General features: G+C 40.1%; 19 protein-coding genes. 7 read left to right on the top strand and 12 right to left on the bottom strand.

The window, feature by feature from the left end; all coding sequences use genetic code 11:
* The first annotated feature begins 71 nt into the window (after positions 1-71).
* The 5 genes from DKM50_06620 (at position 72) to DKM50_06640 (ending at position 5,868) form a co-directional block, all read left to right on the top strand.
* Positions 72-386 (top strand): hypothetical protein, encoded by a 315-nt coding sequence (locus tag DKM50_06620; protein PZM79850.1) that lies wholly within the window; start codon positions 72-74, stop codon positions 384-386.
* The gene (locus tag DKM50_06625; GenBank protein PZM79851.1) at positions 367-750 is read left to right on the top strand and encodes a hypothetical protein; all 384 of its coding nucleotides are present in this window, start codon (positions 367-369) and stop codon (positions 748-750) included. The genes DKM50_06620 and DKM50_06625 overlap by 20 nt, the downstream gene beginning before the upstream one ends.
* A 578-nt stretch (positions 751-1,328) precedes the next feature.
* Complete coding sequence (locus DKM50_06630) at positions 1,329-2,474, top strand: hypothetical protein (protein ID PZM80022.1); 1,146 nt, start codon at positions 1,329-1,331, stop codon at positions 2,472-2,474.
* Positions 2,475-2,645: 171 nt separating this feature from the next.
* Positions 2,646-4,286, top strand: a complete 1,641-nt coding sequence (locus DKM50_06635; protein PZM79852.1) for a hypothetical protein — start codon at positions 2,646-2,648, stop codon at positions 4,284-4,286.
* On the top strand, positions 4,234-5,868 hold the full coding sequence (locus tag DKM50_06640) for a hypothetical protein (protein PZM79853.1): 1,635 nt from the start codon (positions 4,234-4,236) through the stop codon (positions 5,866-5,868). Before DKM50_06635 ends, DKM50_06640 begins: the two co-directional genes overlap by 53 nt.
* Here the strand turns inward: DKM50_06640 and DKM50_06645 are convergent.
* The 5 genes from DKM50_06645 to DKM50_06665 form a co-directional block, all read right to left on the bottom strand.
* A complete protein-coding gene (locus tag DKM50_06645) occupies positions 5,842-7,455 on the bottom strand; it encodes a hypothetical protein (protein ID PZM79854.1) in 1,614 nt (537 codons plus the stop codon). The two genes, DKM50_06640 and DKM50_06645, sit on opposite strands and share 27 nt — an antisense overlap.
* A 36-nt stretch (positions 7,456-7,491) precedes the next feature.
* On the bottom strand, positions 7,492-8,874 hold the full coding sequence (locus DKM50_06650; GenBank protein ID PZM79855.1) for an HlyD family type I secretion periplasmic adaptor subunit: 1,383 nt from the start codon (positions 8,872-8,874) through the stop codon (positions 7,492-7,494).
* Positions 8,867-10,978, bottom strand: coding sequence for a type I secretion system permease/ATPase (locus tag DKM50_06655; GenBank protein ID PZM79856.1), 2,112 nt, complete (start codon positions 10,976-10,978; stop codon positions 8,867-8,869). The genes DKM50_06650 and DKM50_06655 overlap by 8 nt, the downstream gene beginning before the upstream one ends.
* Entirely contained in the window at positions 10,978-12,285 is a 1,308-nt protein-coding gene (locus DKM50_06660) for a hypothetical protein (GenBank protein ID PZM79857.1), read from the bottom strand. Before DKM50_06660 ends, DKM50_06655 begins: the two co-directional genes overlap by 1 nt.
* Before the next feature lie 254 nt (positions 12,286-12,539).
* On the bottom strand, positions 12,540-15,710 hold the full coding sequence (locus DKM50_06665) for a hypothetical protein (GenBank protein PZM79858.1): 3,171 nt from the start codon (positions 15,708-15,710) through the stop codon (positions 12,540-12,542).
* Positions 15,711-16,111: 401 nt separating this feature from the next.
* Here DKM50_06665 and DKM50_06670 point away from each other — a divergent pair, with 401 nt between their 5' ends.
* Both DKM50_06670 and DKM50_06675 read left to right on the top strand, forming a co-directional pair.
* On the top strand, positions 16,112-17,236 hold the full coding sequence (locus tag DKM50_06670) for an aminotransferase DegT (protein ID PZM79859.1): 1,125 nt from the start codon (positions 16,112-16,114) through the stop codon (positions 17,234-17,236).
* Positions 17,233-18,123, top strand: coding sequence for a gfo/Idh/MocA family oxidoreductase (locus tag DKM50_06675; GenBank protein PZM79860.1), 891 nt, complete (start codon positions 17,233-17,235; stop codon positions 18,121-18,123). The genes DKM50_06670 and DKM50_06675 overlap by 4 nt, the downstream gene beginning before the upstream one ends.
* Positions 18,124-18,263: 140 nt before the next feature.
* Here DKM50_06675 and DKM50_06680 read toward each other — a convergent pair whose 3' ends face one another.
* The 7 genes from DKM50_06680 to DKM50_06710 all read right to left on the bottom strand — a co-directional run bounded on the left by DKM50_06680 (position 18,264) and on the right by DKM50_06710 (position 25,621).
* Positions 18,264-19,475 carry a hypothetical protein gene (locus DKM50_06680; protein PZM79861.1) on the bottom strand — a complete coding sequence of 404 codons (1,212 nt, stop codon included), beginning with the start codon at positions 19,473-19,475 and terminating at the stop codon, positions 18,264-18,266.
* The gene (locus DKM50_06685) at positions 19,475-20,203 is read right to left on the bottom strand and encodes a short-chain dehydrogenase (protein ID PZM79862.1); all 729 of its coding nucleotides are present in this window, start codon (positions 20,201-20,203) and stop codon (positions 19,475-19,477) included. Before DKM50_06685 ends, DKM50_06680 begins: the two co-directional genes overlap by 1 nt.
* A 33-nt stretch (positions 20,204-20,236) precedes the next feature.
* On the bottom strand, positions 20,237-21,190 hold the full coding sequence (locus tag DKM50_06690; protein PZM79863.1) for a transketolase family protein: 954 nt from the start codon (positions 21,188-21,190) through the stop codon (positions 20,237-20,239).
* Positions 21,190-22,014 (bottom strand): transketolase, encoded by an 825-nt coding sequence (locus tag DKM50_06695; GenBank protein PZM80023.1) that lies wholly within the window; start codon positions 22,012-22,014, stop codon positions 21,190-21,192. Before DKM50_06695 ends, DKM50_06690 begins: the two co-directional genes overlap by 1 nt.
* Positions 22,015-22,120: 106 nt before the next feature.
* Positions 22,121-23,326 (bottom strand): hypothetical protein, encoded by a 1,206-nt coding sequence (locus DKM50_06700; GenBank protein ID PZM79864.1) that lies wholly within the window; start codon positions 23,324-23,326, stop codon positions 22,121-22,123.
* Between the two features lie 45 nt (positions 23,327-23,371).
* The gene (locus DKM50_06705) at positions 23,372-24,577 is read right to left on the bottom strand and encodes a hypothetical protein (GenBank protein ID PZM79865.1); all 1,206 of its coding nucleotides are present in this window, start codon (positions 24,575-24,577) and stop codon (positions 23,372-23,374) included.
* Between the two features lie 18 nt (positions 24,578-24,595).
* The gene (locus tag DKM50_06710) at positions 24,596-25,621 is read right to left on the bottom strand and encodes a hypothetical protein (protein PZM79866.1); all 1,026 of its coding nucleotides are present in this window, start codon (positions 25,619-25,621) and stop codon (positions 24,596-24,598) included.
* Positions 25,622-25,625 lie beyond the last annotated feature (4 nt).

Below are 25,625 nucleotides of genomic sequence, written 5' to 3' on the forward strand. Positions count from 1 at the left end.
ACTCGCTGGTTACACTCCCTGATGACCAATCAAGTTGAAAAATACGGAGGGAAAGCATATAATCTTCTCATATGAAACTAAAATCAAAATATCTTAAAAGAATCAAAGAAATATACCAGAGATATCATCCTTTATCGATATATTTATATGGCAGCTATGCTTATGGAACCCCTACAAAAGATAGTGATATCGATTTGCTCGTCATTACTGATAAGGATGAAAAAGAAACATATAAAAATATTATGCATGATCTTTGGGATTTTGAAGTTCCTGTCGAGTTAGTTGTCTACAACGCCGAACATATTAAAGAAAAAATGGGCTGGAACCTTATGATAAAGCAAATCCTCAAGAAGGGTATATTAATCGATGGACAAGCAATTAGCTGAATGGCTATTCTACGTTGATTCAGACCTGAAATCCGCATTGATTATTCTTGAAAGCAGAGAAAATATTTATCACATCAGCATCTATCATGCGCATCAAGCTGTCGAAAAAGCGATGAAGGCTTTTCTGATAAGCAAAGGAGTTGAAGAACTCCCTAAAATACACAGTTTGCTTAAACTTTTTTCCATGATCCTAAAGTATGGTTTTGACGAAAACATGAAAACCGATATCATCGAGCTTGACAGCTACTACCCAAAAGTTAGGTATCCCTATGGAGATCAAATTAGCTACGACGATGCCCTTATTTGCTACAAAATCGCTGAGCAGATATGCAGCTCAATTATCACCAAAATAAACAATAAATAATTGATAATTATAGGAAAACCTTCTCCGCCCTCGATGGAGAAGGTGCTGGCCGGTTTGTTTTTATGAGAAGGCTCAATCTTTTTCCAGCGGATGAGGCCGACCACGAGTCCCCGATGGGTCTAGGTTTTGAACGTCATCCCGAGAGTAAAACATTTTCGATGCTGTTCGGCTAGGATTTTCCTTAATTAGATGTATCTCCATAGATTCCTCGGGAATACTCGGAATGACGAGCACCAGAGCAAGACTCCCCGGTTAATAACAAGTAAAATCGACGATGGATCATCCTGATATTCGTGGGTTGGTTACCACATGATACTTAATCCGTCGGGGACTATCTACAACTACGGACGTGGATTAGAACAAAGGCATACCACATAGGGGTGTCGTGATTTTCCCTACGTGTATATCCTCGCAGCACATTCTATTACGACCAAAATCTTGAATATCGTAAATTAGTCATGACCATATTACGACATGTCGTAAATTAGTCTGGTTTTTTTCCATTATTTTAGTATAATATTCTTATGAGAAGAATATATGAATCAATGATTAGAGATCAGTTTAATAACGATGATCAGATGGCTTTTGTTGTTGGACCCCGGCAGGTAGGAAAGACTACTACATGCAAAAGCCTGGTAGACAACTGTTTCTATTATAATTGGGATAATCAAAACCATAGGAAAATAATCCTGCGTGGCCCTGATGCAATTGCTGAAGAATTAGCACTTAACATATTAAGCGACAATAAAAAATGTATTATATTGGATGAAATTCATAAATATTCAAAATGGAAAACTTTTGTTAAAGGGCTGTATGATACATATAAGGATAGGGTCAGGATTGTGATAACCGGCAGCTCCCGGCTAGACGTATTCAAAAAAGGTGGAGATAGTCTGATGGGCAGATACTTCCTTTATAGGATGCACCCTCTTTCCATCGCAGAGCTTTCAACTCACACTATCCCTGAACAAGAAATCCGTACACCCGGGTACATTGGCCCGGAAGATTTTGAAAACCTCTTTACCAATGGCGGATTCCCTGAACCATTTATCAAAAACAACTTAAGATTCACCACCAGGTGGAAAAGTTTAAGGAAACAACAATTTTTTAAAGAAGATATTAGAGACCTTACTAAAGTGCGAGAATTGGGACAGATTGAAATATTAGCAGATCTGATAAGATTACAATCCGGGCAGCTAACTAACTATAGCAATTTAGCAAACAAAATAAATGTTTCGGTTGATACAGTGACCCGTTGGATAAAAATACTTGAATCTCTATATTATTGTTTTTCGATAAAACCCTGGTCAAAAAATATTTCCAGATCGCTTATTAAAGAACCAAAGTTATATTTATGGGACTGGTCATGGATTGATAACAGAGGAAGCAGGATAGAAAATTTCGTAGCCTCTCATCTGCTTAAGGCCGTTCATTTTTGGACGGATATTGGTTTTGGAGATTATGACCTCTACTTTCTTCGGGATAAAGAAAAAAGGGAAGTGGATTTTATGGTTACAAAAAACAACAATCCCTGGTTTTTAGTAGAAGTTAAATCTGCGAGTAATAAATCTATAAGTAAAAATTTGGTATACTTTTACAACCAATTGAATGCACCCTATGCTTTTCAGGCATCCTTTGATATGGAATACATAGACAAAGATGTATTTTCTGTCAAAGGCCCGGTAATTGTCCCTTTACGGACGATGCTATCTCAACTTATATAAAATTCTGGAACCAGAATGTTTGCCAATTTTCCATTGGAACCGTGCAATTTAGAATATACAATTCTAATATGCACGGATTAGTTGATTTTGACTGTATCTCACCCGTTACGATCTAACGCGTTTTGATCATTCACCTCTACTTAAAAATAATGTTATAATAAAACATAATTTATGAAGAAAATATTTGGTCATATCTACTTATTTGATTTTTCCAGTCCTTTTTTGGGAAGAAGTGTTGCAGACAGGGAGTTTATAACGGCTCTGATTCGTTTCGGGTCGTTTGATGAATATCATTTCTTTTTTGAAAGCGAGACGATCCTAAAAGATTTTCAACGTCACTTCGCAGACACGATAGCATTCTACGCGCCAAACAAAGTCAAAACATTCCCGCTCTACAAGCTCGAGGAACAGCTGGCGACTACAACATATACAGTCTTTCACAGTTCCGACCCTCTCATTGAAAAACTCATCTATTTAAGAAGCAACTTCACGATAAAGGAACCGTTTGCAATCACGGGCTATACACATACACTCAGCTCAAGGAACCTCTCTCCCGGCTTCTTGCTTACACTTCTTCAGCAACCGCAATCCTGCGACGCAATTATCTGTTCAAGCAAATGCGGACAGAAAGTTATGGAAAATATCTTCGATACAATAAACAATTCATTCTCTCAAGCATTCCACCAGGATATTGATTACAAAGGGCAACTTCCGCATATACCTTTGGGGATAACAACTGAAAGTTACAACAAAGTCAGCAAAGACGAGGCGAGAAAAAAGCTGGGATTCCCTGCTGAAAACCAAATTATTCTCTCGATTGCGCGGCTCACTCCTTCATCAAAAATGGACTATTATCCAATATTGGATGTTTTTTCGCGTATACTTCACGAGTATCCAACAGCGCGACTGGTACTCGCCGGAGGACTGTCGGAGGAAAAAGAAAATTACCTCAAAGAACTGCAAGTGTATGCACAGCAAAAAGGTATCACTGACGAGATTATATTCTGTCCTAACTTCGAAGATAGTTATAAGCACCTGCTCTATAGCGCCGCAGATATTTTTATCAGCCCGAGTGATAATATGCAGGAGACGTTTGGCATTACGATCATTGAAGCACTTGCTTCCGGGCTCCCGGTCGTCTGCTCTGATTGGGACGGTTACAAAGAACTGGTGACTGACGGAGTGACCGGATATAGAGTCCCGACGATCATGCAAAAAAGTTATGACGCCATCGATAATCTCTCACTTTTCTCACTCAATCCTTCGTTTATCATTGCACAGTATACCGCCGTTAACCAGGACATCATGACAGAAAGATTACTCTCATTGATGAGCAATGACAGGCTACTTACAGAAATGGCAGAAAATGCAAAGAGATCAATAGTTTGCTACGATTGGTCGCAATTAATCCCCCAGTATGAATCGCTCTGGTCCTCACTAAAAACCGAGGCACTCCTACAGTACACACCGTCATCATTCTCTTTACATTTTTCTTTTTACAAACTTTTTTCACATTATCCGACCTATCATCTGGAAGATACCACCGTTCTTTCAATAACTGACGCGGGAGAAAATATACTCGCTAACCGGCAAGAACTCTCGATTAACCTGATCATCAAAAACTTCCTTGATTTCCATCTTCTCGGATCATTATTATCAAACTTAAAGGAAAAACCGCTTACAAATGCCGATCTTAAGGCAAGGCATAGGAACTATACGCAAGACTTGGTAGAAAGCCATATTTTGTGGCTTATTAAATATGGAGCAGTCGCTTATTATGAAAAAGATTTTCGGAACAATTTCGACATATGAATTTGACGGCGTTATTCTCGGGAGAAAAGAAGCCGACAAAAATTTCCTATATTCACTTCTCAGCTACAGTAGCTTCGATGAATTCCATATTTTCTTGCTTGAGCCTTCCCGCAAACAATATTTCATAGACCATACACGCACAATAGTCAAAGAATTCGGGCTTGAGAACAAGCTCAAGTTCTTTGATATTTATGATCTCGTTACCTGCATTAAGACCTGCAATTATACAGTATTTCATTGCAACCATCTCCAAATGGACAGTATTTTTGCTCTTCGCAATAACCTGCACCCGAAACCCTTATTCCCAATCACCGGATTCACGCACACGCTGATCAACTACCAACAATCGATCAATCTATTCCATAATCTCATCTACCGGCCCAAACCCTTTGATTGTATTATATGCAGCAGTACTGCGGGAGAACAAGTCATACAAAAAGCCTTCAATCATCTTTCGAACCAGTTTGGAAAAAGTTTTGGACAGGCTATCCCGTATGAAGGCAAAACACGAATTATCCCAATCGGAGTTGCTACTTCCCTACCAAGAATACCTGATGCAAAGATGCAATTGGGGCTACCGGAACAGACTAAAGTAATCCTTTGTCTGGGGAGAATATCTTTCCTCACGAAAATGGACCTCCAGCCGTTACTGCTGGTGTTCTCAAAAATTGCCAGGCTTCTTCCTGAGACCCTCTTGATTATAGCCGGAGGAATTGCCAAAGGCGATGAGGGTTGTCTTGATTACCTTAAAATACTGTCACTCCAATATGGTATCGAGAACAACATCATAGTAAAAACAAATGTATCCGATGATGAAAAACAATTACTCTACAGTGCGTCCGACATCTACGTAAGCCCCAGTGATCACACCCAGGAAACCTTCGGGGTCACCATTATTGAAGCGATGGCAGCGGGACTCCCGGTCGTCGCTACTGACTGGAATGGCTATAAAGATCTCATAGTCGAGGGAGAAACCGGATTTCGTATTCCTACCTATTGGACACAGGAAGATTATGAGTTCTGCAAAGCAATGCCTCTGACCGATGCTTTTTCTTATCAGCTCAACCAACAGTTGGTTATTGATCTGGACATTTTTGAACAAAAATTGCTGTATCTGCTCAATAATCCTGACGAGGTCAGGCGCATGGGAAATAAAGGGAAAACAACCGCAGCGCAAAAGTACAACTGGCAGAATATTATACAACAGCATGAAGAACTCTGGTCATCACTCAAAGAAGAAGCGATACAATACCACAATGACGATAAAGACCATTTTTTTATCGGGTATCCGGTAACTGAAGTTTTTTCTCATTATTCTACCCGAAATCTTGATTACAGCGATTACGAGGAAATTTCATTAACGCCTTACGCGCTGGAAGCTCTGACCAAAAGCCATGACCTGATTATCTCGCCTCCGTTACGTAACTACTTGAAGCCGGATATCATCAACAAAATAGTGCTAGGTCTAAATGAAAATCAGCGTCCGAAACTATTGTTGGAAGAAATTGAAAAGACCTACCAAAAAGCGATTATTGTTTTTAATGTTCAATGGCTCTTAAAAAAAGGTATTTTGAAAATCTGACCGGTTACTGCTCCCCAATGCATCATCGATAATCCACATTGATTCGTTCACATTGTTGATAATACTCAACATCTGCCCATCCTCTTCATTGTCCACATTCATTTTTAAGCTCGGTGGCAAAACTTCTTTGGTTATGTGCTGTTTGAACATACTATTTACATAATTAACGAGACCGATACAGTCATCGGGCGTCTTATGAAAAACAGCTGCAAACCGTGAACAATAATCATTATACTGTTGCAACGGCAACCTTTCTGAACTAACAAGCACAACAGGAATTTTGGTGGACTTCTCTGCTACAATCGATAAGAATTCCGTTACCGTAATATCATCGACATCATTATCGATGATTATCAGATCAGCCACAATATTATTTTTGATAGAATCAAGCACGGTCCCTGCACTAGAAAACGTATACACATTGTACTGTTCCCAGTGTAAATGATTTCTGTATATTGAACGATCGTTTTCATTCGGATCAACAATGTAAATATTTTTAATAATATCCGACATATTAAGCGCGGAAGTAACGCAATTAAGAAACTTCCTGGACTCTATAGGCTTTTTAATATAATCGAAGATACCATAATCGATCATTGATTCGATATCGTCATCCATTGAGCAAAGAATAACAGGGATATGAGATGTACGGATATCCTGCTTAAGCATTTCATTAATAGAATAGCCATCAAACCCTTCCATATTAAGTTCAAGAATAATGAGATCGATTTCATTATCAATTATTCTCTCCACAATATCGCTTTCATTCTTCATAACTATCGGGAAATAATTATTATTTACCAGAATCCAGGTCTCGATCCTACGGCTATATTTATCATCATCAATAATCGCTATTTTTTTGGTGAATAACGTCTCCTTATTCGAAATCAGCTGTTCCCGTTTCCAGAACTCCGGAATTGCTGCCCGGTTAGCACAGAAGGTAGCTGCAATCGGCAATTCAATAATAAAAAGTCCTTGCAGCGTGTCGAGATATTCCCTCCCTCCGTGATATTCCACAAGATCTTTAGCGATTACAAATTTCAAAAAGTTCTGATCATACCCGGCAACTGCTTCGCTTTCGCTGCTTTCAAGTATGTTACTTATAGAGAGCACCTGAGACAATTCGTGCGCTAATATAGAGACCCTCATTACCCCGTTATTGTACGTTGCTTCCATAATAACTTCTTTGTCAGTTACAAAATGAAAAAGATTGCTTAATGTATTTTCTATGATCTTCTGAACCGCATATCCATCGCCGGCGACGAGGTCTGGCATCGAATTATCAAGCTTTATACTAAGACGGGAATATTTAGTATGGATGTACTTTAATAGTCCTTTAATAGAAAAATAGAAGTGCTGAGGATAAATCTTACCAACCTTTATATTGGAATATTCATGGTCATCTTTAATGATATCAAGGAGCTTCTTGCTTTCCTTATGAATAATGCTCATCTTCTCTTTCTTCTCCGGGTCAAATTCCTCTTCAAAAAGAATATCAGCAAACCCAAGAATAGCGTTTAAAGAGCCCTCAATGTTACAGCTGATATTTGATAAGATACTATAAAGAAAGTCTTGTTTTTCGCTCATTGTGTTGCCTTTGGTCCAGTCACCGGAATATGCTGATTATTGAACACTAATCCCTTCATCGAGATATTTGATCAGCGGATAAATAAAAAATTCGATAATCCTTCGCTTGCCGATATTTATCTCCGCAGTTAAGGTCATCCCTGCCATGATCTGTTCTCTGGTACCTTCAACGATCAAGATCTTATTGAACGGGACAATATAAATGTCGTACACAGAGCCAAGTGTCTCACTCTCGTTACTATCTCTGGAAATATTCGAGATCATTCCATTGAGCAACCCATACTTCTGAAAATTATAAGCATCCATTTTCAGAGAGACCGGCATACCTTTCCGAATGAGCCCGCGGTCCTTATTCAGCAATACAGCCTTGATCACCAATGGGACCTGGGATGGCACGATCGTTATGAGCGGCTGGGCTGGACTCACAACACCACCTACGGTTGCAGAAAATATCTTATGAACATAGCCTTCAACAGGAGATACCATTGTATTTTTACTATTAAGAAATGTTTTTACCTGTATCTGAGCATTAAGGTCCGATAATTGCTTCTGTTTTTCAGTATATTCATACAAAAGCTCAGCCCGAAAGTTCTCTTTAATATTCACTATTTCTTGCAATATCTGATTCTTTGTCTGCTGCAATTCCTGGAGTTTGTGAATATTCTCTGCTAAGGTATTCTGATATGACAGTAATTCGTTCTTAGCTTTTTCATAATCGTTTCTGGAAATGATATCTATAACAGCCTGTAATCGCTGCTCTTTCGCTTTACTGGCTTCTCTCAAAGAATTTACATACTCTTGTTCCAGTTTCAAAGCAGCAATCTGCTCATCAATCCGATCGAGCTCCGACCCTTTTGCTTGTATCTTCTTGGCCTGAGCTTCATGAATAGCTTGATAAACATCCTGTTGCACATTTACCGACTCTTGAGAAGAGCCTTGGGTAGCAGGGACAAAGGAGGACTTATGTAATAGAGCATCTAATCTCTCCAGCTCCAAATTCAATTCGCTAACTCTCATTTTTATAGAATCAATTTCCGGTTCAATTGAAGCTGGATCTATCTCCATTAACACTTGCCCCGTAGTTACATATTCACATTCTCTCACCGATATCTTTTTCACTACCCCAGGCGTGAGTGCCTGGAGCACTTTAACCTCGCCATCGGGAATAACTTTACCCCGGGCAGTAATCACCACATCGACCTTACCAAAAAACATCCAGACTGTGCAGCTGAGCAATAACAGAATAATAAGCCAGAAAATAACCCTGCCCAGTGGATTAAGCGGGCTATCTTCTATCTCAACCAAAATTGGTTTGAACTCATGGCTGTCATCACGCACAAATAGTTCTTTTACCCAGGCGCGGAACCCTACCATGAGAGAGTTTCCTTTTTTAGAATACGACAATAAACGTTTAATCACTGCTACTCTCCTGTTGAGTGAAAAGATGATGATAGTAGCCTTTATTCGCAATAAGCTGATCGTGGGTCCCCTTCTCGATGATCTTTCCTTTATCCAAGGCAATGATCATGTCACACCTTCTTACTGTGGATAACCTATGCGCTATAATAAACGTTGTTCTTCCCTTTTTAATTTTATTGAGGTTCGTAGAAATAATTTTTTCGGACTCATAATCAAGAGCAGAGGTCGCCTCATCAAAAATCAAAATTCGTGGATTAGTAATGATTGCCCTGGCAATTGCAATCCGTTGCTTTTGCCCTCCGGAAAGACTCGATCCGCGCTCTCCGACAAAAGTATCGTAGCCTTCCGAAAGCTGCGCGATGAATTCATGAGCCCCGGCGACCTTAGCAGCTTCAATAATCATCTCTATCGGAGCATCCGGCCTGGGCAAAGCGATATTCTCGCGAATCGACCCGCTGAAAAGAAAACTTTCTTGCAGCACTACCCCGATATTATTTCTCAGCCAATAGGGATTCATATGGCGAATATCAATATCATCGAGATAAATAGCTCCTTCATTGGTAAGATAGAGCCTCTGAATAAGTTTGGTTACGGTGCTTTTCCCGCTTCCGCTTCTTCCGATGATTCCAATACATAACCCGGGACTAATCGAGAGGCTTATATCGTCAAGTATCTTGGGGCCATTCGGAGTATATTTGAACGATACATTATCAAGCTTTACTGCACCATTCACGCTGGGCAAGGTAATTGCTTTGCTGGACTGTTGTTCGGCAGGTTGGTTGAGGATATCGCCGAGCCGCTTGATCCCCATGAGCGCCTGCTGGAACTCATTCCATAAATTAACCAGCCGTATAATAGGAGCAGTAAGCTGCCCGGCAAACATGTTAAAGGCAATCAATTGTCCGATAGTAAGCTTGTTGTTAATTACTAATTTGACACCCAAATAGAGTATCGCAATCGTCATAAGTTTCTGTAATACTTTTGACAGTGACCCGGTAATATTCATTATGTTCGACAGTTTGAAACTCGAATGAATATAACCGCCCAAATGCTCTTCCCACTTCTTCTGCATAGACCCTTCAATTGCCAGCGATTTCACTGTTTGTATACCGGTAACCGCCTCGATGAGATATGAATTCGATTGAGCTGCCATCTGGAACTTCGCTTCAAGCCGTTTACGGACCTCCGGCGTAATAACAAGGTACAGCAAAGCAATCGAAGTTATGAATACAAGGACCATAAAGGTAAGGGTCGAACTATAGGCAAACATTACGGCCAGAAAAACTATTGAGAAAAATAGATCGATGATAACGGAAACCGATTTGTTCGTCAGGAATTCACGGATGCTATCCAGTTCTCGAATTCTTGAGATAATATTCCCAACTTTCCTCACTTCGAAATAGACAAACGGCAGAGAAAAAAGATGCCGGAATAACTTTGCGCTTAGCTTAGAATCGATCTTATTCGCAGTATGAAGAAAAATATAGTTTCTGGTAATATTAAGCAAGAACTCAAATACAATAATTGCAATAAAAGCAAATGCCAGCACATCTAATGTGGTTACACTACGGTGGACAATCACTTTGTCCAGGATAACCTGAGTAAAAAGCGGTGTTACCAGTCCAAATAACTGAACAACAAAAGACCCCAGCATTACCTCAAAGATAACCTGCTTGAATTTCAGAATTTCCTGATAAAACCAGAGAAGCCCGAACTTAATACTTGAGCTAAAGGCCCTATGCCGCAAAACTACGAACTCATTCGTTGCGATGCTTTCAAATTCGCTGATCGATATTTCTCTCGTTTCTTTATCTTTCGGGAGAAAAACAAGTATCTTTTTTTCTTGCTGATTTACTTTAAGAATTACGCAATAACTATTATCATTAAGGATGGCAATTGCCGGAAGAGGATATGACCGGGCTAATTTATACACCACAAACTGTTTTATTCTTGCCCTGAATTCCAGATTCTTTGCAATAAGCAACAGTTCTTCTCTGGTAATATCATTGTTCGTAATTCCATATTGCCTGACAATAGATCTAAGATCGATATCCAGCTGATTTATCCTGGCTACGACTTCGAATGATATAAGACCGGTATGCATCAGTTATCAACCTCAGACAATAAGACCATCTTTTTTATTTCTGATACCATTGTAATGTTATTTCTTTCCAGCTCGAATTTTTGATTAGTTTCATTGATCCTGTTAACCAGAACACTTTCCCTATCGGTAATTTGCTGCTGAACTAATTTACCGATCATGGCTGACTTGCTATTGATTTTCGTTACTATTTCTTTATTATTCTGAAGGCCCGTACTATGCTGATTAAGCAACATTACTAATTTTAACTGATTTTGCTTTGTTTGAACAATTATCTTATTACTTTCAATTTCCAGACGCTTCAGTTCCAGGGTCAAGCGCTCAATATTAGCGGCATTCCTAAAGCCATCAAACAGTCCCAGAGATGACGAGATCCCGGCAGTGAGACTGGTTCCCTTCATATCTCTTAAGGCAGTTTTAAGGCTTTCTTTATCGGAACCATAGAGAGCATATTGAACGTACAGGTCAATCTTCGGCCAATTTTCCTTGAGCGCGATGTCCAGCTCCGCCTTTTTTTTCTCAAGTTCTAATTGGCATATCCGATATTCCAACGAATTATTTGCGGATACTGTAATTTCCTTACCCGCTATCCAATCCGAATCGATATTTTTTATAATAAGGGCTTCCTCATCATAGCTTATTCCGGTATAGAACGAGAGATCGAGCAAGGCGTCCCGCAGCTTGAGTTTCAAGCTGTCGATACCGTTCACTATATAAGCTATCTCAAGTGCCTGGTCTGCAACTTCAACCTTTGAGACTGACCCGGCATTGTTAAGACGGTCTTTCAGATTAAAAAGCTCTTTATAACAAAGGAAGAGCTCCTTTTTCACGAATAATTCCTTCGATAACAACAATATTTTCTTATACATTTCCAGTATGTGGACCTTAAGGTCTACCTGATTCTTCCGGTGAATTAGGCTTTTCATCGAAACATCCTGCCGGTCAATATAAGAGCGTTTCTGTAGAATATCATAATAGAACAGAGGACTTGTCAGAATAATGGAAATGGAATCCTGGTATTTTGTGCTATTTCCAAGCAATGAATCGCCAATCGATACGACATTTGATTTATTTGAAAGAAGGTCTTTGGTATATTCACTATTAAACCGCAGTTTCAAGGCAGGCAAATACAAAGAGTTCCGGCTTCGTTCATTAGCCCGGCTAATATCAATATCAATAGCTGACTGCTGTAGATCATATGAATAACTAATAGCTTGGCTTAAGACTTCGTCCAAGCTGATTGTCATTGAATGAGCCGGAGAAAATAATAAAACTAGAAGACAAGCCGCTAAGAATTTTGTATAGTTCATAATTGTTTTTCAAAACGATTAGTAATAGTTACGATGTCAACAAACGAACACTCGGAAAGTTAACAGAATATAAACGCAATCATTAGCTTATCCGGCAACTCACCAGATGCAAAATAAACTCATAACCGCGTGTATCCATTTCATTATTGTAACATAAAATTATGCTGAGTTGATATCGATTAATCTGAAAAAACGAACAAAAAAGGCGCCTACGTTAACAGGCGCCTTCGGGAAATAATTGCAAATGCAGGCCTCTAAGTCTGTGAATGCCAAGAATTCGAGATGATATTCATTAATTCCTGATTATTCTTTACATCATCAACAGCTGATAATTGTATACCCTTTTCTGAAGCAAAAGCACTCATATCCTGGATTATTTTATTGATATCAGAACTCTCCAGGAAGGACCCATCCTGCAATTCGACTCTTTCTATGGTATTATTTTTATCCCACTGGGACTGAATGGCTATGGTATCAGTATCACCAAACTTAATAACGATTTCGCTCTTGGTATTTTTAAAAATCGCTATATCTTCCTGATTAACGTTCTCGCCAAACTTAATTACATCAGTTCCGTATTTATCTAACAAGGTATCCTGTCCATCCCCTTTATTGAAGAGATAGGTATCATCTGATCCACGTGCATTATAGATTGTATCATTGCCCTGCCCCCCGATTACCACGTTCGAATTCACCGAATCAGTCAGATTATTCGTTCCTACCACTCGAAGCATATCATCTCCGGCACCGCCATCGATCTTCCCATTGCCGCCTTTATCTTCGATGTAATCGTTACCGGCTCCACCGGAAATCTCGTCATTGCCGCCATCATCAATAATTTTGTCATTCCCGGCATCGCCATATAGTTTATCGTTCCCAGCTATATCACGGATATTGTCATCGCCAGCTCCGCCATATATCACATCGTTTCCGCCATAATCAGAAATAGCATCAATTCCTCCGCGGCCATCGATAACTTCGTCAGTGGTTTTTCCGGTAAGCTTATCAGCTCCGTCAGTTCCACTTATCCTGTCTTTTGGAAACATCTCGGTCAGCGAAACTTCTTTGTCTCCAAACACTACGGTTTCTATCCTCGACTCCTGCTCTGAAAAGAAATTGCTGATGGTAATCGAGTCACTGCTATCCTTGACGCTTATCGTCAAATCATTTGCAGTTAATGAATACGTTACATCCGATGAAGATATCCCGGCACCGAAGGTGATAGCATCCACCCCGCCGTTATCATAGAGGGTATCCTGCCCATCGCCTTTGTTAAAAAGATATCCGTCATCTGCACCTCGGGTGTTATAAATAGTATCATTCCCCTGTCCGGCAATTATCTCATTCGCAGTTAATGCATCACCCGGATCCCTGGTGCCCACAACCGTTATCCTGTCATCCCCGGCACCTGCATCGATCTTGCTATTCCCGCCTTTATCTTCGAGATAGTCATTCCCGTCCCCGCCATAGATCTCATCTATACCGCTATCATCAATAATCGTGTCATTTCCAGTTCCGCCGTATAGTTTATCATTCCCGGCTAAATCACGGATATTGTCATCGCCAGCTCCGCCATATATCTTATCATCGCCACCGTAATCAAGAATCTTATCATTACCAGCAAGAGCCTCAATCGTTTCGTTTCTATTCTGGCCAACAAGAGAATCCATATCATTCGTCCCTGTTATACTGTCGCTAGGAAACATCTCCGCCATAGACACTTCTTTGTCCCCGAATACTACTTTTTCAATACGCGAATCATTTTTCGTAAAAAAATCACTGATAGTTATAGAATCAGTCGTATCCTTAATCGTAATAACCAAATCATTATTGGTTTTTGTGTAGACAGCATCTCCTGAAGCTATTCCCTCACCGAACTTGATGGTATCGTTACCAGCTTGATCTGAAAGGACATCATTTCCATCGCCTTTATTAAAGATATAGGTATCGTCTCCACCAATATCTAGCGTCGTGTCATTCCCTTTTCCTCCCTCTATCGTGTTATTGCCTGTTCCGGCAGAAATAGTATCGTTCCCATCCCCCGCAAGGAAAAGTTTCGTACTGTCATTCCCAGTTAAAACATCATTCTTCCTTGTGCCGCTCAGAATCGCATCTTTGGTCACCACTTCGTTATTTTCAAAAATCAGGGATTCAACGGAACCACTATTATTTTTAAAGAAGTTTGTTATCATTATCGAATCCGTTGAATCTTTCAATTGTAGCTTGAGATCATTTCCTGATTTTTCAAACTGAACATCATCTTTAGTTATTCCTTCTCCGAATTTTATTGAATCTTTTCCCGCAATATCAACAACAACATCTTGGCCATCTCCTTTATTAAATAGATAGACATCATCCCCAGCGTGACCACTTAATATGTCATTACCGGTCCCCCCATTAATCGTCTCATTACCTGAGCTGCCGTATAGCTTATCATCTCCGGCTTCTCCATTGAGGGTGTCATTGCCCGCTTCTCCGTAGAGAACATCATTTCCAGCGCCGCCATTTAATATATCATCTCCAGAACTACCATAAAGCAGGTCATCACCGGTACCTGCATTTAGAACATCATTTCCAGCGCCGCCTGATAATCTGTCATTACCTTCTCCTCCATTAAGAATCTCATCCCCAGCACTACCATATAATTTGTCGTCTCCGGCTTCTCCATTAAGCGTGTCGTTTCCAGTTTCGCCGTATAGGATATCGTTACCTTCTCCACCATTTAAGATATCATCCCCAGCACCGCCATAGAGCGTGTCATCCCCAGCTCCGGCATTCAAGACATCGTTATCCAAACCACCGGATAGCCGGTCATTGCCTTCGCCGCCATCAAGAATATCGTTTCCAGCTCCACCGCTTAAATAGTCAGTCCCTATTCCGCCGCTCAGGACTTCAGCCCCATCGCTACCGTACAACTTATCATCTCCGGCTTCTCCATTGATTACATCATTTCCGCCTTGGCCATAGAGAATATCATTGCCCTCCCCACCATTTAAGACATCGTCGCCATCACTACCATATAGTTTGTCGTCTCCGGCTCCACCATTGAGGGTATCATTTCCACCTTGGCCATAGAGGATATCATCGCCATCTTCACCATTTAAAACATCATCCCCATCTCCTCCGTAAAGTTTGTCATTGCCTTCGCCGCCATCAAGAATATCGTTTCCGGCACCGCCATCGAGAATATCATTTCCAGCGCCCCCCGAAAGAACATCATTGCCTATACCTCCGTAAAGTCGATCATTCCCTTCGCCCCCGAACAATGTGTCATCGCCGGCTTCTCCATACAACAGATCGTCACCGGCGCCGCCATTGATTACATCATTTCCATCCCTGCCATATATTCGATCGTTTTTATCACTCCCGTTCATCAGGTCATTAGTGGAAGTACCTTTGATTGTTTGTTTTACATTTGAAGCCATAAATAACTCCTTTTTTTAATTATTGTGAATGCGCTTTTTACTGATGCGCAAGACATTCATTGACTTGTAACTATAGTTACATAAGTTTTTTACAGATATCGAACTCTATCTGTCAAAACTTGTATCTAAATTTCATGTTTTGTATTTATTTTTTTTTATACCTACAACTAATTATTCATACAAATAAATACACACACCTATATTGTATTATTCCCATTTTTTGATGTATTGAAACATTGTCTCAGGTCTGACAAATCTTTCTTGTCTTTCTTATTCATTTTCATATCTATATGTTTAACCCGGATAAAATACATTTTAATAGATTAGACCCGTCAGCAAGGAATATGAGCTGTAAGCTCTATGATATAATTATATTAAATAACTTTACAAACACCTAATTTATGGATAACCAAAAAATAGATTTTGTTAATTTAAAAGCGCAATATCTCGACTACAAAGAGGAGATAGACACCGCTATCCACTCGATACTTGATAGCGCGTCATTTATCCAGGGACACGAAGTTCGAGAGCTCGAAGAATCCCTTGCTCGTTACCTTCAGACAAAACACTGTATTACTTGCTCCAGTGGAACCGATGCCTTATTGCTCGCACTCCTTGCAATTGGAATAAAGCCGGGGGACGAAGTGATAACAACTGCGTTCTCTTTTTTTGCTACTGCTGAAGCTATCGCACTTCTTGGAGCTACTCCGGTATTCGTTGATATCGATGAGAAAACCTATAACATCGACGCGACACAGATTGAGGCTAAAATAACCTCCAATACAAAAGCTATCATTCCCGTAAATATATTCGGTCAACCTGCCGATATCGACGAAATAAACAAGATTGCCACGAAACATAAGCTTATAGTAATCGAAGACGGCGCCCAAAGCTTCGGAGCCCGTTATAAGAATAAAAAAAGCTGCTGCCTGTCCGAAATTGGCTGTACCAGCTTTTTCCCGGCAAAACCCCTTGGCTGCTATGGCGACGGCGGGGCTCTCTTCACGGATAACGACGAATTAGCCGGCAAACTCAGATGCCTCATGAACCATGGACAAGCTGAAAGGTATGAGCATAAACATGTCGGGATCAACGGACGCCTCGACACAATCCAGGCAGCGATATTACGAGTAAAGCTAAAATATTATGATCAAGAACTGAAAAAAAGAAAAGATATCGCATTACGATATACTGCCGGTTTTTCTAACAAGACAGATATCGTTATCCCCTTTATAAAAGAGGACAGGTCCAGCACCTATGCTCAATACTCTATTCGGCTCAAAAATCGCAATGAAGTTGTCAAACAACTGCAAGAAGCTCAGATACCGGTTGCGATACATTATCCGATTCCACTCTACAGACAAGCCGCGCTTTCATATCTTGCAATCGATTGTTATGATTTCCCAATTTCTGAAACAGTTTCGCAAGAAATTCTGAGTTTACCTATAAGCCCATATTTATCCCTTGATCAGCAAGATTATATTATTGCTACTCTCACTAATATTCTCAGGAAAGGCAGTCTATGAACATTGCTCTCATTGGTTACGGAATTATGGGAAAACATCACTACCGGGTACTAAAAAGTATGCCCGAAATCACCTTAATTGCCGTATGTGATCCGATTATTACCGAGAATCTGGAAGAGAATACTTACTGCGATATCGATGATCTTCTAACAAAAGAAACAATCGATGCGGCAATTATCAGTGTCCCAACGTACCTTCACAAAGAAATTGCCGTTAAGCTCATAAAAAGAAACATCCATATCCTCATTGAAAAACCGCTCGCCTCGAATCCTTCACAGGGAACCGCGATAAAAGAAGCTATGAGTTCGCATAATGCCAAAGTGATTGTTGGTCATATTGAGAGGTTTAACCCGGTTATCGTCCAGCTAAAAAAAGAGATTCAGGGAAAAGATATTTTTAGTATTAATATAACGAGGGTTGGGCCATTCCCGCCTCGGATCGCTGATGTTGGAGTTCTCACAGACCTTGCTGTTCATGACATTGATCTCATCAGGCACTTAACTCAGAAAAGAATTGAAAAGGTAAATATATTCAAATCCATCACAAATCACAGCAGGTGTGAAGATAATGCAATAATATCTTTAAAACTTGAAAATGATATAATTGCAACTATCACAACAAACTGGCTAACTCCCTTCAAAAAAAGAATGGTGGAAGTAGCAACAAGTGAAGCATACTACGAAGCTAATCTGATGACTCAAGAACTATTAGAATATTCTTCATTCCAGTTAAACAATTCTTACGTAGTCCGCAGCTGCCCGGTTATTAAAGGCGAACCGCTCGTTAAAGAGTTGCAAGCATTTATCAACTATATCAAATATGGACAGGTATCGGACTTAGCTACAGTTGATGATGGGCTTTGTACACTAAAAGTAATTAACGAATAATAAGTCAGTCGGATGAAAAAATCAGCAGCCCAGGAAAAAGAAGCGCTGGGACCACGGTTAAAACTACCTGCCGAGTTTATTTAAGATTTGAACCCGAAGTAGAAGAACTTCTTTAGTTTTGACCATGATTGCCAGGTTTTCTATTCCACTATAATGTCTACGCTTTTTATTGCATTTTCAGCATATTTAATCGCAGTTTCGCGGTCGCCGGCTACAGCGATCACGTAGAAAAGCCGGTTAGCGTAGGTGACAGGTTCGAGGGTATCTCCAACCTTAAAAGGGCGCTGGAATATACAATCTGCAATACCAGGCATGGAAGCAATCTGATCTAATCCTATGATAGCTTTTATTTTTCCTGGTTTGTGGAAATAAAAACGATGGGACATGGCTTTCCGGAATTTTTGTTCCAAGTCAGAAATATCGGGAGTTATTCCCAAGGCTAGCTGGATAGTAGTCTTAACAATATTGACCCCTGAGGTTAAGGGCACGGTCCTTGAACAAAACCCTCCGCCGCTCAATCGAGAGGTTACCTCAATAACATACACCGTACCGTCCGGAGTTATTATGACGTCACCTTTAGTCGGTCCCAGTTTTATACCAATTGCAGACACAGCTTTCTCAAACTCGGCAACAACCTTGCGGACTAGTTCTTGCGATAGCACTGTGGGGATATCACCTCCGTCTTCCACGAAAAACGGATAAAAAGCTTCATTCCTGGAGTAATTTCTATCAGCAAACCCAGTTACACGCAGCTTGCCTTCAATAACGACGCCTTCGATGCTTACTTCAAATCCTTTGAGGTACTGTTCCAGGATAACTTGTTTGTCACTTGAGTAGCCTAATGCAGATGAAAAACATGATTGTAAATGTTCATAATTCTCGACAAGTTGAACACCTCTTGATGCCGAATTATCGCTGGGCTTAATCACTACCGGGAATTTTACATCGATAAAATCTTCCAGGATATTTCCAATCCAATAGTTCGGGAAATTGGTCTGATTCTGTTTAAACCGCTCCGCTCTGGCGCACTTATTCGTTGTTAAATAGGCAACCTCTTCAGACACCCCAGGCAACCCGAACACATTTGCAATTGCAGCAACACTGGGAGAGACTTCTGCCGCTATGGTCATAACCCCGTCGATATTTCGATTATTATTGTGAAATTCTTTTAGTTTGCTGATAATCCCGGGAATATTCCTGGTACTTTCGACCATCCGGTAATCGGCGATGTCAAAAGCCTGAGAATTAGGGTTCATGTCAATTGCTAAGGTTTTTATGCCAAGCTTTTTCGCCTCGATAAAGGCAGGGAGTTGGTCAGGACCGGCACCTAAAATAGCTAACAATTTGTCCACTAAAAATATAATCCCCCGTTAACATTCAGTACCTGGGCAGTCACATACGAAGCCTCTTCGGAGACCAGAAAACAGACCGCCTTTGCGACCTCTTGTACGGTACCTCTCCGACCTAACAGGATCTTTTCATCGAGCCCTAATTTGTTGGCGGCACTGGCCATTTCTGATTCAATAAGGCCTGGGGAAACAGCGTTGACGCGAATACTTCTTTTAGAAAAAAAGATTGCCATGTTCTGGGTAAGACTGATTAGTCCCGCCTTTGAAGCTGCATAATGACTCGAACGAGGACCGCCGTACTGACCTGATACCGAGCTGATATTGACGATAGAGCCACCGTCTTTTATGATCCGCTCAAACTCCTGACCAACTTTAAATACGGAAGAGAGATTCGTGTTGAGAACGCTATCCCAATCTTCATCCGTAATTTTGCTAAAATCATTGGGAATGTTAATACCAGCGTTATTCACAAGAATATCTATAGCGTCATGTTTTTCAGTTACAGTTTTTGCCAGGTCTTTTATGCCCGTTCGGGAACAAACATCTAACTGAAAGCTATAAGCGCTTTGTCCACGGTCAATAATCTCTGTTACCAGTTGCTGCGCGAGATCTTTATTATCTTTATAGGTGATAATGACTGCCGCGCCTTCTGAGGCCAGTTCCAGTGCAATTGCCTTTCCGATGCCACGACTGGCCCCGGTGATCAAAGCAAGTTTGTTTTTTAGACGCATGGATTCTCCTTTCCTTAGGTCTTTTACCCCGCCTCATCCACCGGAAGTGACAGATTTCAAAGTAATAGCGTTATTAGCAGCTTCGATGATATCCACAGTATGGATATGATATTTTTTTGCCAGGTCTTCGGGATCACCTGATTCGGCGAACGTATCACGGACCGCGACAGGTAACGTCGGACAAGGCCGTTCACTGATTGCTTCAAGCACTGCACTAAACAGCCCGCCATGAATATTATGGTCCTCACAGGTAACGAATGCCCCTGTTTTGTATGCATATTCTTTTAATAATTCTTTGTCGATTGGCTTAATGGTCGATATATTGATTACTGCGGCATCAATACCTTGAGCATGCAAAATGCGAGCCGCTTCTAGTGCGCGAGAGACCATGATGCCCGTAGCGATTATCGTGACAGCACTACCAGACCTGAGAACAGTCCCTTTGCCGATTTCGAATTTATAATCATCAGGATTGATCTTTGGAATCGGACTCCTGCCGGTCCTCATATAAACAGGCCCTTTGAAGTTAATAATTGCTTCGGTTGCCTTGAGCATTTCACAGGGGTCGGCTGGAGATATCACGGTAAAGTTAGGAATTGAACGATAAATTGCCAGATCTTCTAAGGCCTGGTGAGAGACCCCATCCGGCCCGGCATCGATACCGACATGAGAGGCCACAACTTTGACATTAAAATCAGGGTACGCTATGGAGTTACGCGCTTGCTCAACTGCCCGCATGGAAGCAAAAACACCGTAACATGCCACAATCGGCACTATTCCCGTTATAGAAAATCCAGCGGCTGCCGACATCATATTCTGTTCAGCAATCCCGAACTGGAAAAATCGTTCTGGGTACTTGTCCCTAAAAAAAACAGTAAATGTCCCACCCGCAACGTCAGCATCAAATAAAACAAAATTGCTGTATTTGTCAGCTAGCCGGACAAGTGATTTACCGAAAGCGGTTCTTAGTGATTCTGATTGCGTCATTATTTTTCAAGTTCTCCTAATGCCAGTGCGAGTTCTTCCTTCGTCGGTGCAAGGCTTCCGTGCCATTTCGGATTATTCTCCATGAATGACACGCCTTTTCCCTTAATTGTATGGGCGATGATGATCGTGGGGATATTCTTCATACCTCGAGCAGTATTGAAGGCGCTGATTATCTCACCAAAATTATGGCCGTCGATCTCTAGAACATTCCAGCCGAAAGCCGTCCATTTGTCTGCGATGGGTTCTAAGCCTAAAATTTCTTTATTGTAATTATCACTCTGCAACTTGTTGTAATCGACGATCGCCAGCAGGTTATCCAACTTATTATGGCTGGCAAAAAGCGCACCTTCCCAAATCTGGCCTTCGTCCATCTCACCGCAACCAAGAAGTGCATAGACCCTATTCGAACGCTTCTGATATTTCATCCCTAAAGCAGCGCCAATTGAAAAGGAAAATCCTTGGGCCAGGGACCCGCTATTGAACTCGACTCCTGGAGTCTTCTTCCTGTCGGGATGGCCTTGCAGCTCGCCGTTAATCTGGCGGAGTCTCGTGAACCATTCCTTCGGGAAAAATCCTTTTTCTGCCAAAGCTGCATACAGGACCGGGCAGGAATGCCCTTTTGAAAGCACAAAAATATCCCGGTCACGCCATTCCGGATTACTAGGATCTAATTTCAGTTCATGGAAATATAGTGCAGCAACAAGATCAGCCGAGGATAATGCACCTCCGGCATGGCCTGAACCCCCGAAATAGAGCATCTGGAGGATGTCTTTACGAAGTTGGTTGGCGATTTTAGTTAAATTGGTAATTTCTGATACATTAATCAATAGAATTTATCCTTGGAATTAATTATTCATATATCCTAGAATAGCCTGAAAATTAGCGCTTTTCAAGGTTTCTTGTATTCTCTTACAGGATATTTATGCCTTATTACATTGTATAAGCCAATACCCTATCATACAACCTAATAATCTTCTTTTCGGGGTATCCGAGTTGGACTAAGTGCCTGAATATCTGTTCCTGATAACCGTATGAGGAAATGATAATAGCTTCATAATCATCCAGGTTAAGCTGATCATGAGAAAGCAGAGATCTCCCCATAAATAATTTTATTTCTTCGTTACTGTCATAGAAAACAACATTATCATCGCTTAACCATCCTGAAAATCTATCAATAAGTGCTTTGGTATGCACTCCTGCACCATATATCAAAATCTTCCCAGCTATTTTTTCTTTTATTTTTTCGAGCGAAGTAAAAATTCGTTCCCGGCGAATCTTCCACCGGTTAAAAATACTTTTTGTTAACCGATATGATAAATTATCTATTGTTTTCTTATTGATATCCTTTTTGATGGCCGCAATTCTCATTCCCGGGTACTGATCTCTTATATCCATATCAAAAACCTCAAATCCGGCATTGTGAATCATATAATCTAAATTAATAATATTGTAGTTAACAACATGATAATATCCCAGAGGATAAGATATGCTAGTATCATACCGGGTAGCATCCGGAACTTCTATATATAATAGACCGCCTTCTTTCAATAACGACCTTACCTTCGCAATTATCTGCCTGGGATTATCAAAATGTTCAAGACAATTGGATAAAACAGCTACATCGTATTTCCTATCAAAAACAATGTTTTGATCCATAAATGATTTGCTTATTACTTTACAGTTCCCAAGTTCTTCACATATCTGAGCGGCCCCGGTACTCTCGATTAGAGTTCCAGTTACTTCGATCCCTTTTTGTTTAGCTTTTAATTGAAAGAGGTAGAATAATGAGCCATCAGAAGCGCCTATTTCTAAATAATTACAATCATTGCCACTTAAAGCTGATAAAAGTTCTTCAACCTGAAGCATTTTGTTGGCATAATTCCAGATATTCTCTAAAGCAAAAGCTTGGGTCTGGTTCTGATGTCCGTGTTTTTTTTCAATATTTGCTTTAGGCGTATATAATTCATTGTATCTCGTACGCTGTACAGTATACATTGCGCCACAATTATCACAGACATCAACACTATAGTGGAGCTGTTTATTGTTGAGTTCAATAAAGTTATCGAGCAGTCTTTCGGAATTATCCGTTGGATCATCACAAACCGGACATTTATTTAATATAATGTTTTCTTCCATTATTATGGTTCCTTCTCTTAGGGGTTACTGCCTTTTTTTTAAAAATTAAGATTCCTGACGTTTCATGCAGACAAATAACATTCCCCTGCTATTTTGATTTAATTCCGGATTTATCATTCCACGGAAATCCTGGCTATATTTTTCAATAACTACAAAACCATTCTCCATTAAAAAATCTTTAAACTCATCAGGAGTATATTCATACAAATGATGAGGATGCACCAGCAACCCTTGATACTTTCTTACCGGTGTAGAAATAAACAAATAGCCACAGTCTTTTAAAGAAATGAACATATTTTGCAAAAACCGGCTTCTTTCAGAAAGATGTTCTATAGTTTCAAAAATAAATATTTTTGTAAAAAAGCCTGGTCGAATAAAGGTATTGGCATCATCCTGAATATAACTTATATGGCTAAATCGGGAGGCATTATTTCTAGCATTTTCAATCGCACTGATATCATAATCAACGCCGATAATCTCTCCGGCATTTTTATAAGTTATCGTACCATACCCATTACCACAGGCTATATCAAGGATTACATCATCTGACATCACTCTGTCCTCAAAAAAACCATACCGTTGCCGGACTTCAAAAATTGCCGGGAAAAAGTCATCCTTGCCTTGCCCAGGACGCTCCATATCAACAGCGGTTTCATTCGATCTCATACCTGAAAACAGGTCTTCGATGTTATTTTTGTCTTCTTCAGTGTAAGTTTGGATCGATGTATATTCAGAAACATTGAAAAGATCTCTTTGCTGATCCACAAAGTAATGGGGTTTATACCTGTAAATAGGATCAATTCCAGGTAATAGTTCACACACTCTGATCAAGGCCTTTGTAGAATATATCTCCATGGCAAAATTCTGATAATAGCTATAAGGGGCTCTTATAAGGTCTAATCCTGGATAATCACATAGATATCTATTTAACATTTCCCGAAGTAACAGTTCATTGAAACAGGGTTTTACCGCAGGGATTCTAATTATGACATCAATCTGATACTTTTTCGCCGCTTCTAAAAACCTTTGAGCAATATTGTCTTTGTTACCTTTAAAAACTTCCACCTGCCATTTAGAAGCTATCTCATCAAAAACCTGATTACCAGGCTCGTCTGCAACGGTTAATATAACATTTTCAGTAATCTTTTTGGCTTTTTCCAATACAACTTCAATTGATGGTTTATTCTTTATTGGAATGAAACAGTTTTCGTCTGAATATTGAGCTTGTACAAAAACACCTATTTTTACCACACGGAATCTCCCGAAATATTAATCTTTTTTTAAGGATGGGCGATTATCCACTTTACCGCTCCAGTCCCAATCAATACAATTCTTACAAACAAGCTCTTCATCTAACGTATTCATTATATGCCGGGCCCTTAATCTGCGGAGTTTCTGGCTTTTCCAGGCTTCAGCTATAGTCATATCCTTTAGATTCCCTAAGGACAATTCCCCATCGATATTCTGCGCGCAAGGTACAAGTTCTCCATTAGACAATACACACAAACGCATCCAAAGCTGACGACAAGGCAACCTGTTTTGTATATTTCTATCCAGAAGTCCGCCTGAATTGATCTTGCTTTTTTCCCTGCCTATCGCTGTCCTGCCATAATTATCTAACTGTGGACTAATATGGATATCATTAACCAGGTTTTTCCAGCTTTCTATAAATGCTTCAATCTCCTCATTGCTCTCATTTGTTCTGGCATAGGTAAGCGCGACCCAAGGCTTTGAGCTGATAAATTGCTTTTTATACTGTAATAATTTATGTATATTCTCTTTAACTGTATCAAAGTCATCCTTACCTCTGATCTGCTGATACTTTTCCCTTGATATCCCCTCAAAAGAAAAATGAATAGAATCTATTCCGGCATCTATCAAACTGATAAGATCCTCATCTGTAAGTAAGGCCCCATTTGTTGTAACAGACACGATAGGAATATTTTTTTGCTTGGCATACTTCATAAAACCCAGTGTCTTCTTATTCGCAAACGGTTCACCGAAAAAAAAGAAATGAACTGCATAAACTCCTAAAGCTGCACATTCATCAATTGCTTTATATGCAAGTATATCGTCAATATTTTTTTTGTCGCGTTTCATATCGGGATAAGAACACATGCAGCATTGCTGATTACAAATATTTGTTGGTTCAATATGAACAGTTGTGGGTACTGAGGTATTAAGCTTTAAATTATATGATATCTGAGCATATTGCAAATATTCATCTCTATTTCTCGGGATGAACTCACGAAATCCAATAAAATCTGAAGTGGTCAAAAAGTCATTAATATTCATAATA

The organism is Candidatus Margulisiibacteriota bacterium, assembly GCA_003242895.1.
Taxonomy (GTDB): Bacteria; Margulisbacteria; Riflemargulisbacteria; order GWF2-39-127; family GWF2-39-127; genus GWF2-39-127.

Bases quoted from the DNA above. Each gene is read 5' to 3' on its own strand.
- DKM50_06620 (PZM79850.1), top strand. From the start codon at position 72: ATGAAACTAAAATCAAAATATCTTAAAAGAATCAAAGAAATATACCAG.
- DKM50_06625 (PZM79851.1), top strand. From the start codon at position 367: ATGGACAAGCAATTAGCTGAATGGCTATTCTACGTTGATTCAGACCTG.
- DKM50_06630 (PZM80022.1), top strand. From the start codon at position 1,329: ATGGCTTTTGTTGTTGGACCCCGGCAGGTAGGAAAGACTACTACATGC.
- DKM50_06635 (PZM79852.1), top strand. From the start codon at position 2,646: ATGAAGAAAATATTTGGTCATATCTACTTATTTGATTTTTCCAGTCCT.
- DKM50_06640 (PZM79853.1), top strand. From the start codon at position 4,234: ATGGAGCAGTCGCTTATTATGAAAAAGATTTTCGGAACAATTTCGACA.
- DKM50_06645 (PZM79854.1), bottom strand. From the start codon at position 7,455: ATGAGCGAAAAACAAGACTTTCTTTATAGTATCTTATCAAATATCAGC.
- DKM50_06655 (PZM79856.1), bottom strand. From the start codon at position 10,978: ATGCATACCGGTCTTATATCATTCGAAGTCGTAGCCAGGATAAATCAG.
- DKM50_06660 (PZM79857.1), bottom strand. From the start codon at position 12,285: ATGAACTATACAAAATTCTTAGCGGCTTGTCTTCTAGTTTTATTATTT.
- DKM50_06665 (PZM79858.1), bottom strand. From the start codon at position 15,710: ATGGCTTCAAATGTAAAACAAACAATCAAAGGTACTTCCACTAATGAC.
- DKM50_06670 (PZM79859.1), top strand. From the start codon at position 16,112: ATGGATAACCAAAAAATAGATTTTGTTAATTTAAAAGCGCAATATCTC.
- DKM50_06675 (PZM79860.1), top strand. From the start codon at position 17,233: ATGAACATTGCTCTCATTGGTTACGGAATTATGGGAAAACATCACTAC.
- DKM50_06685 (PZM79862.1), bottom strand. From the start codon at position 20,203: ATGCGTCTAAAAAACAAACTTGCTTTGATCACCGGGGCCAGTCGTGGC.
- DKM50_06690 (PZM79863.1), bottom strand. From the start codon at position 21,190: ATGACGCAATCAGAATCACTAAGAACCGCTTTCGGTAAATCACTTGTC.
- DKM50_06700 (PZM79864.1), bottom strand. From the start codon at position 23,326: ATGGAAGAAAACATTATATTAAATAAATGTCCGGTTTGTGATGATCCA.
- DKM50_06710 (PZM79866.1), bottom strand. From the start codon at position 25,621: ATGAATATTAATGACTTTTTGACCACTTCAGATTTTATTGGATTTCGT.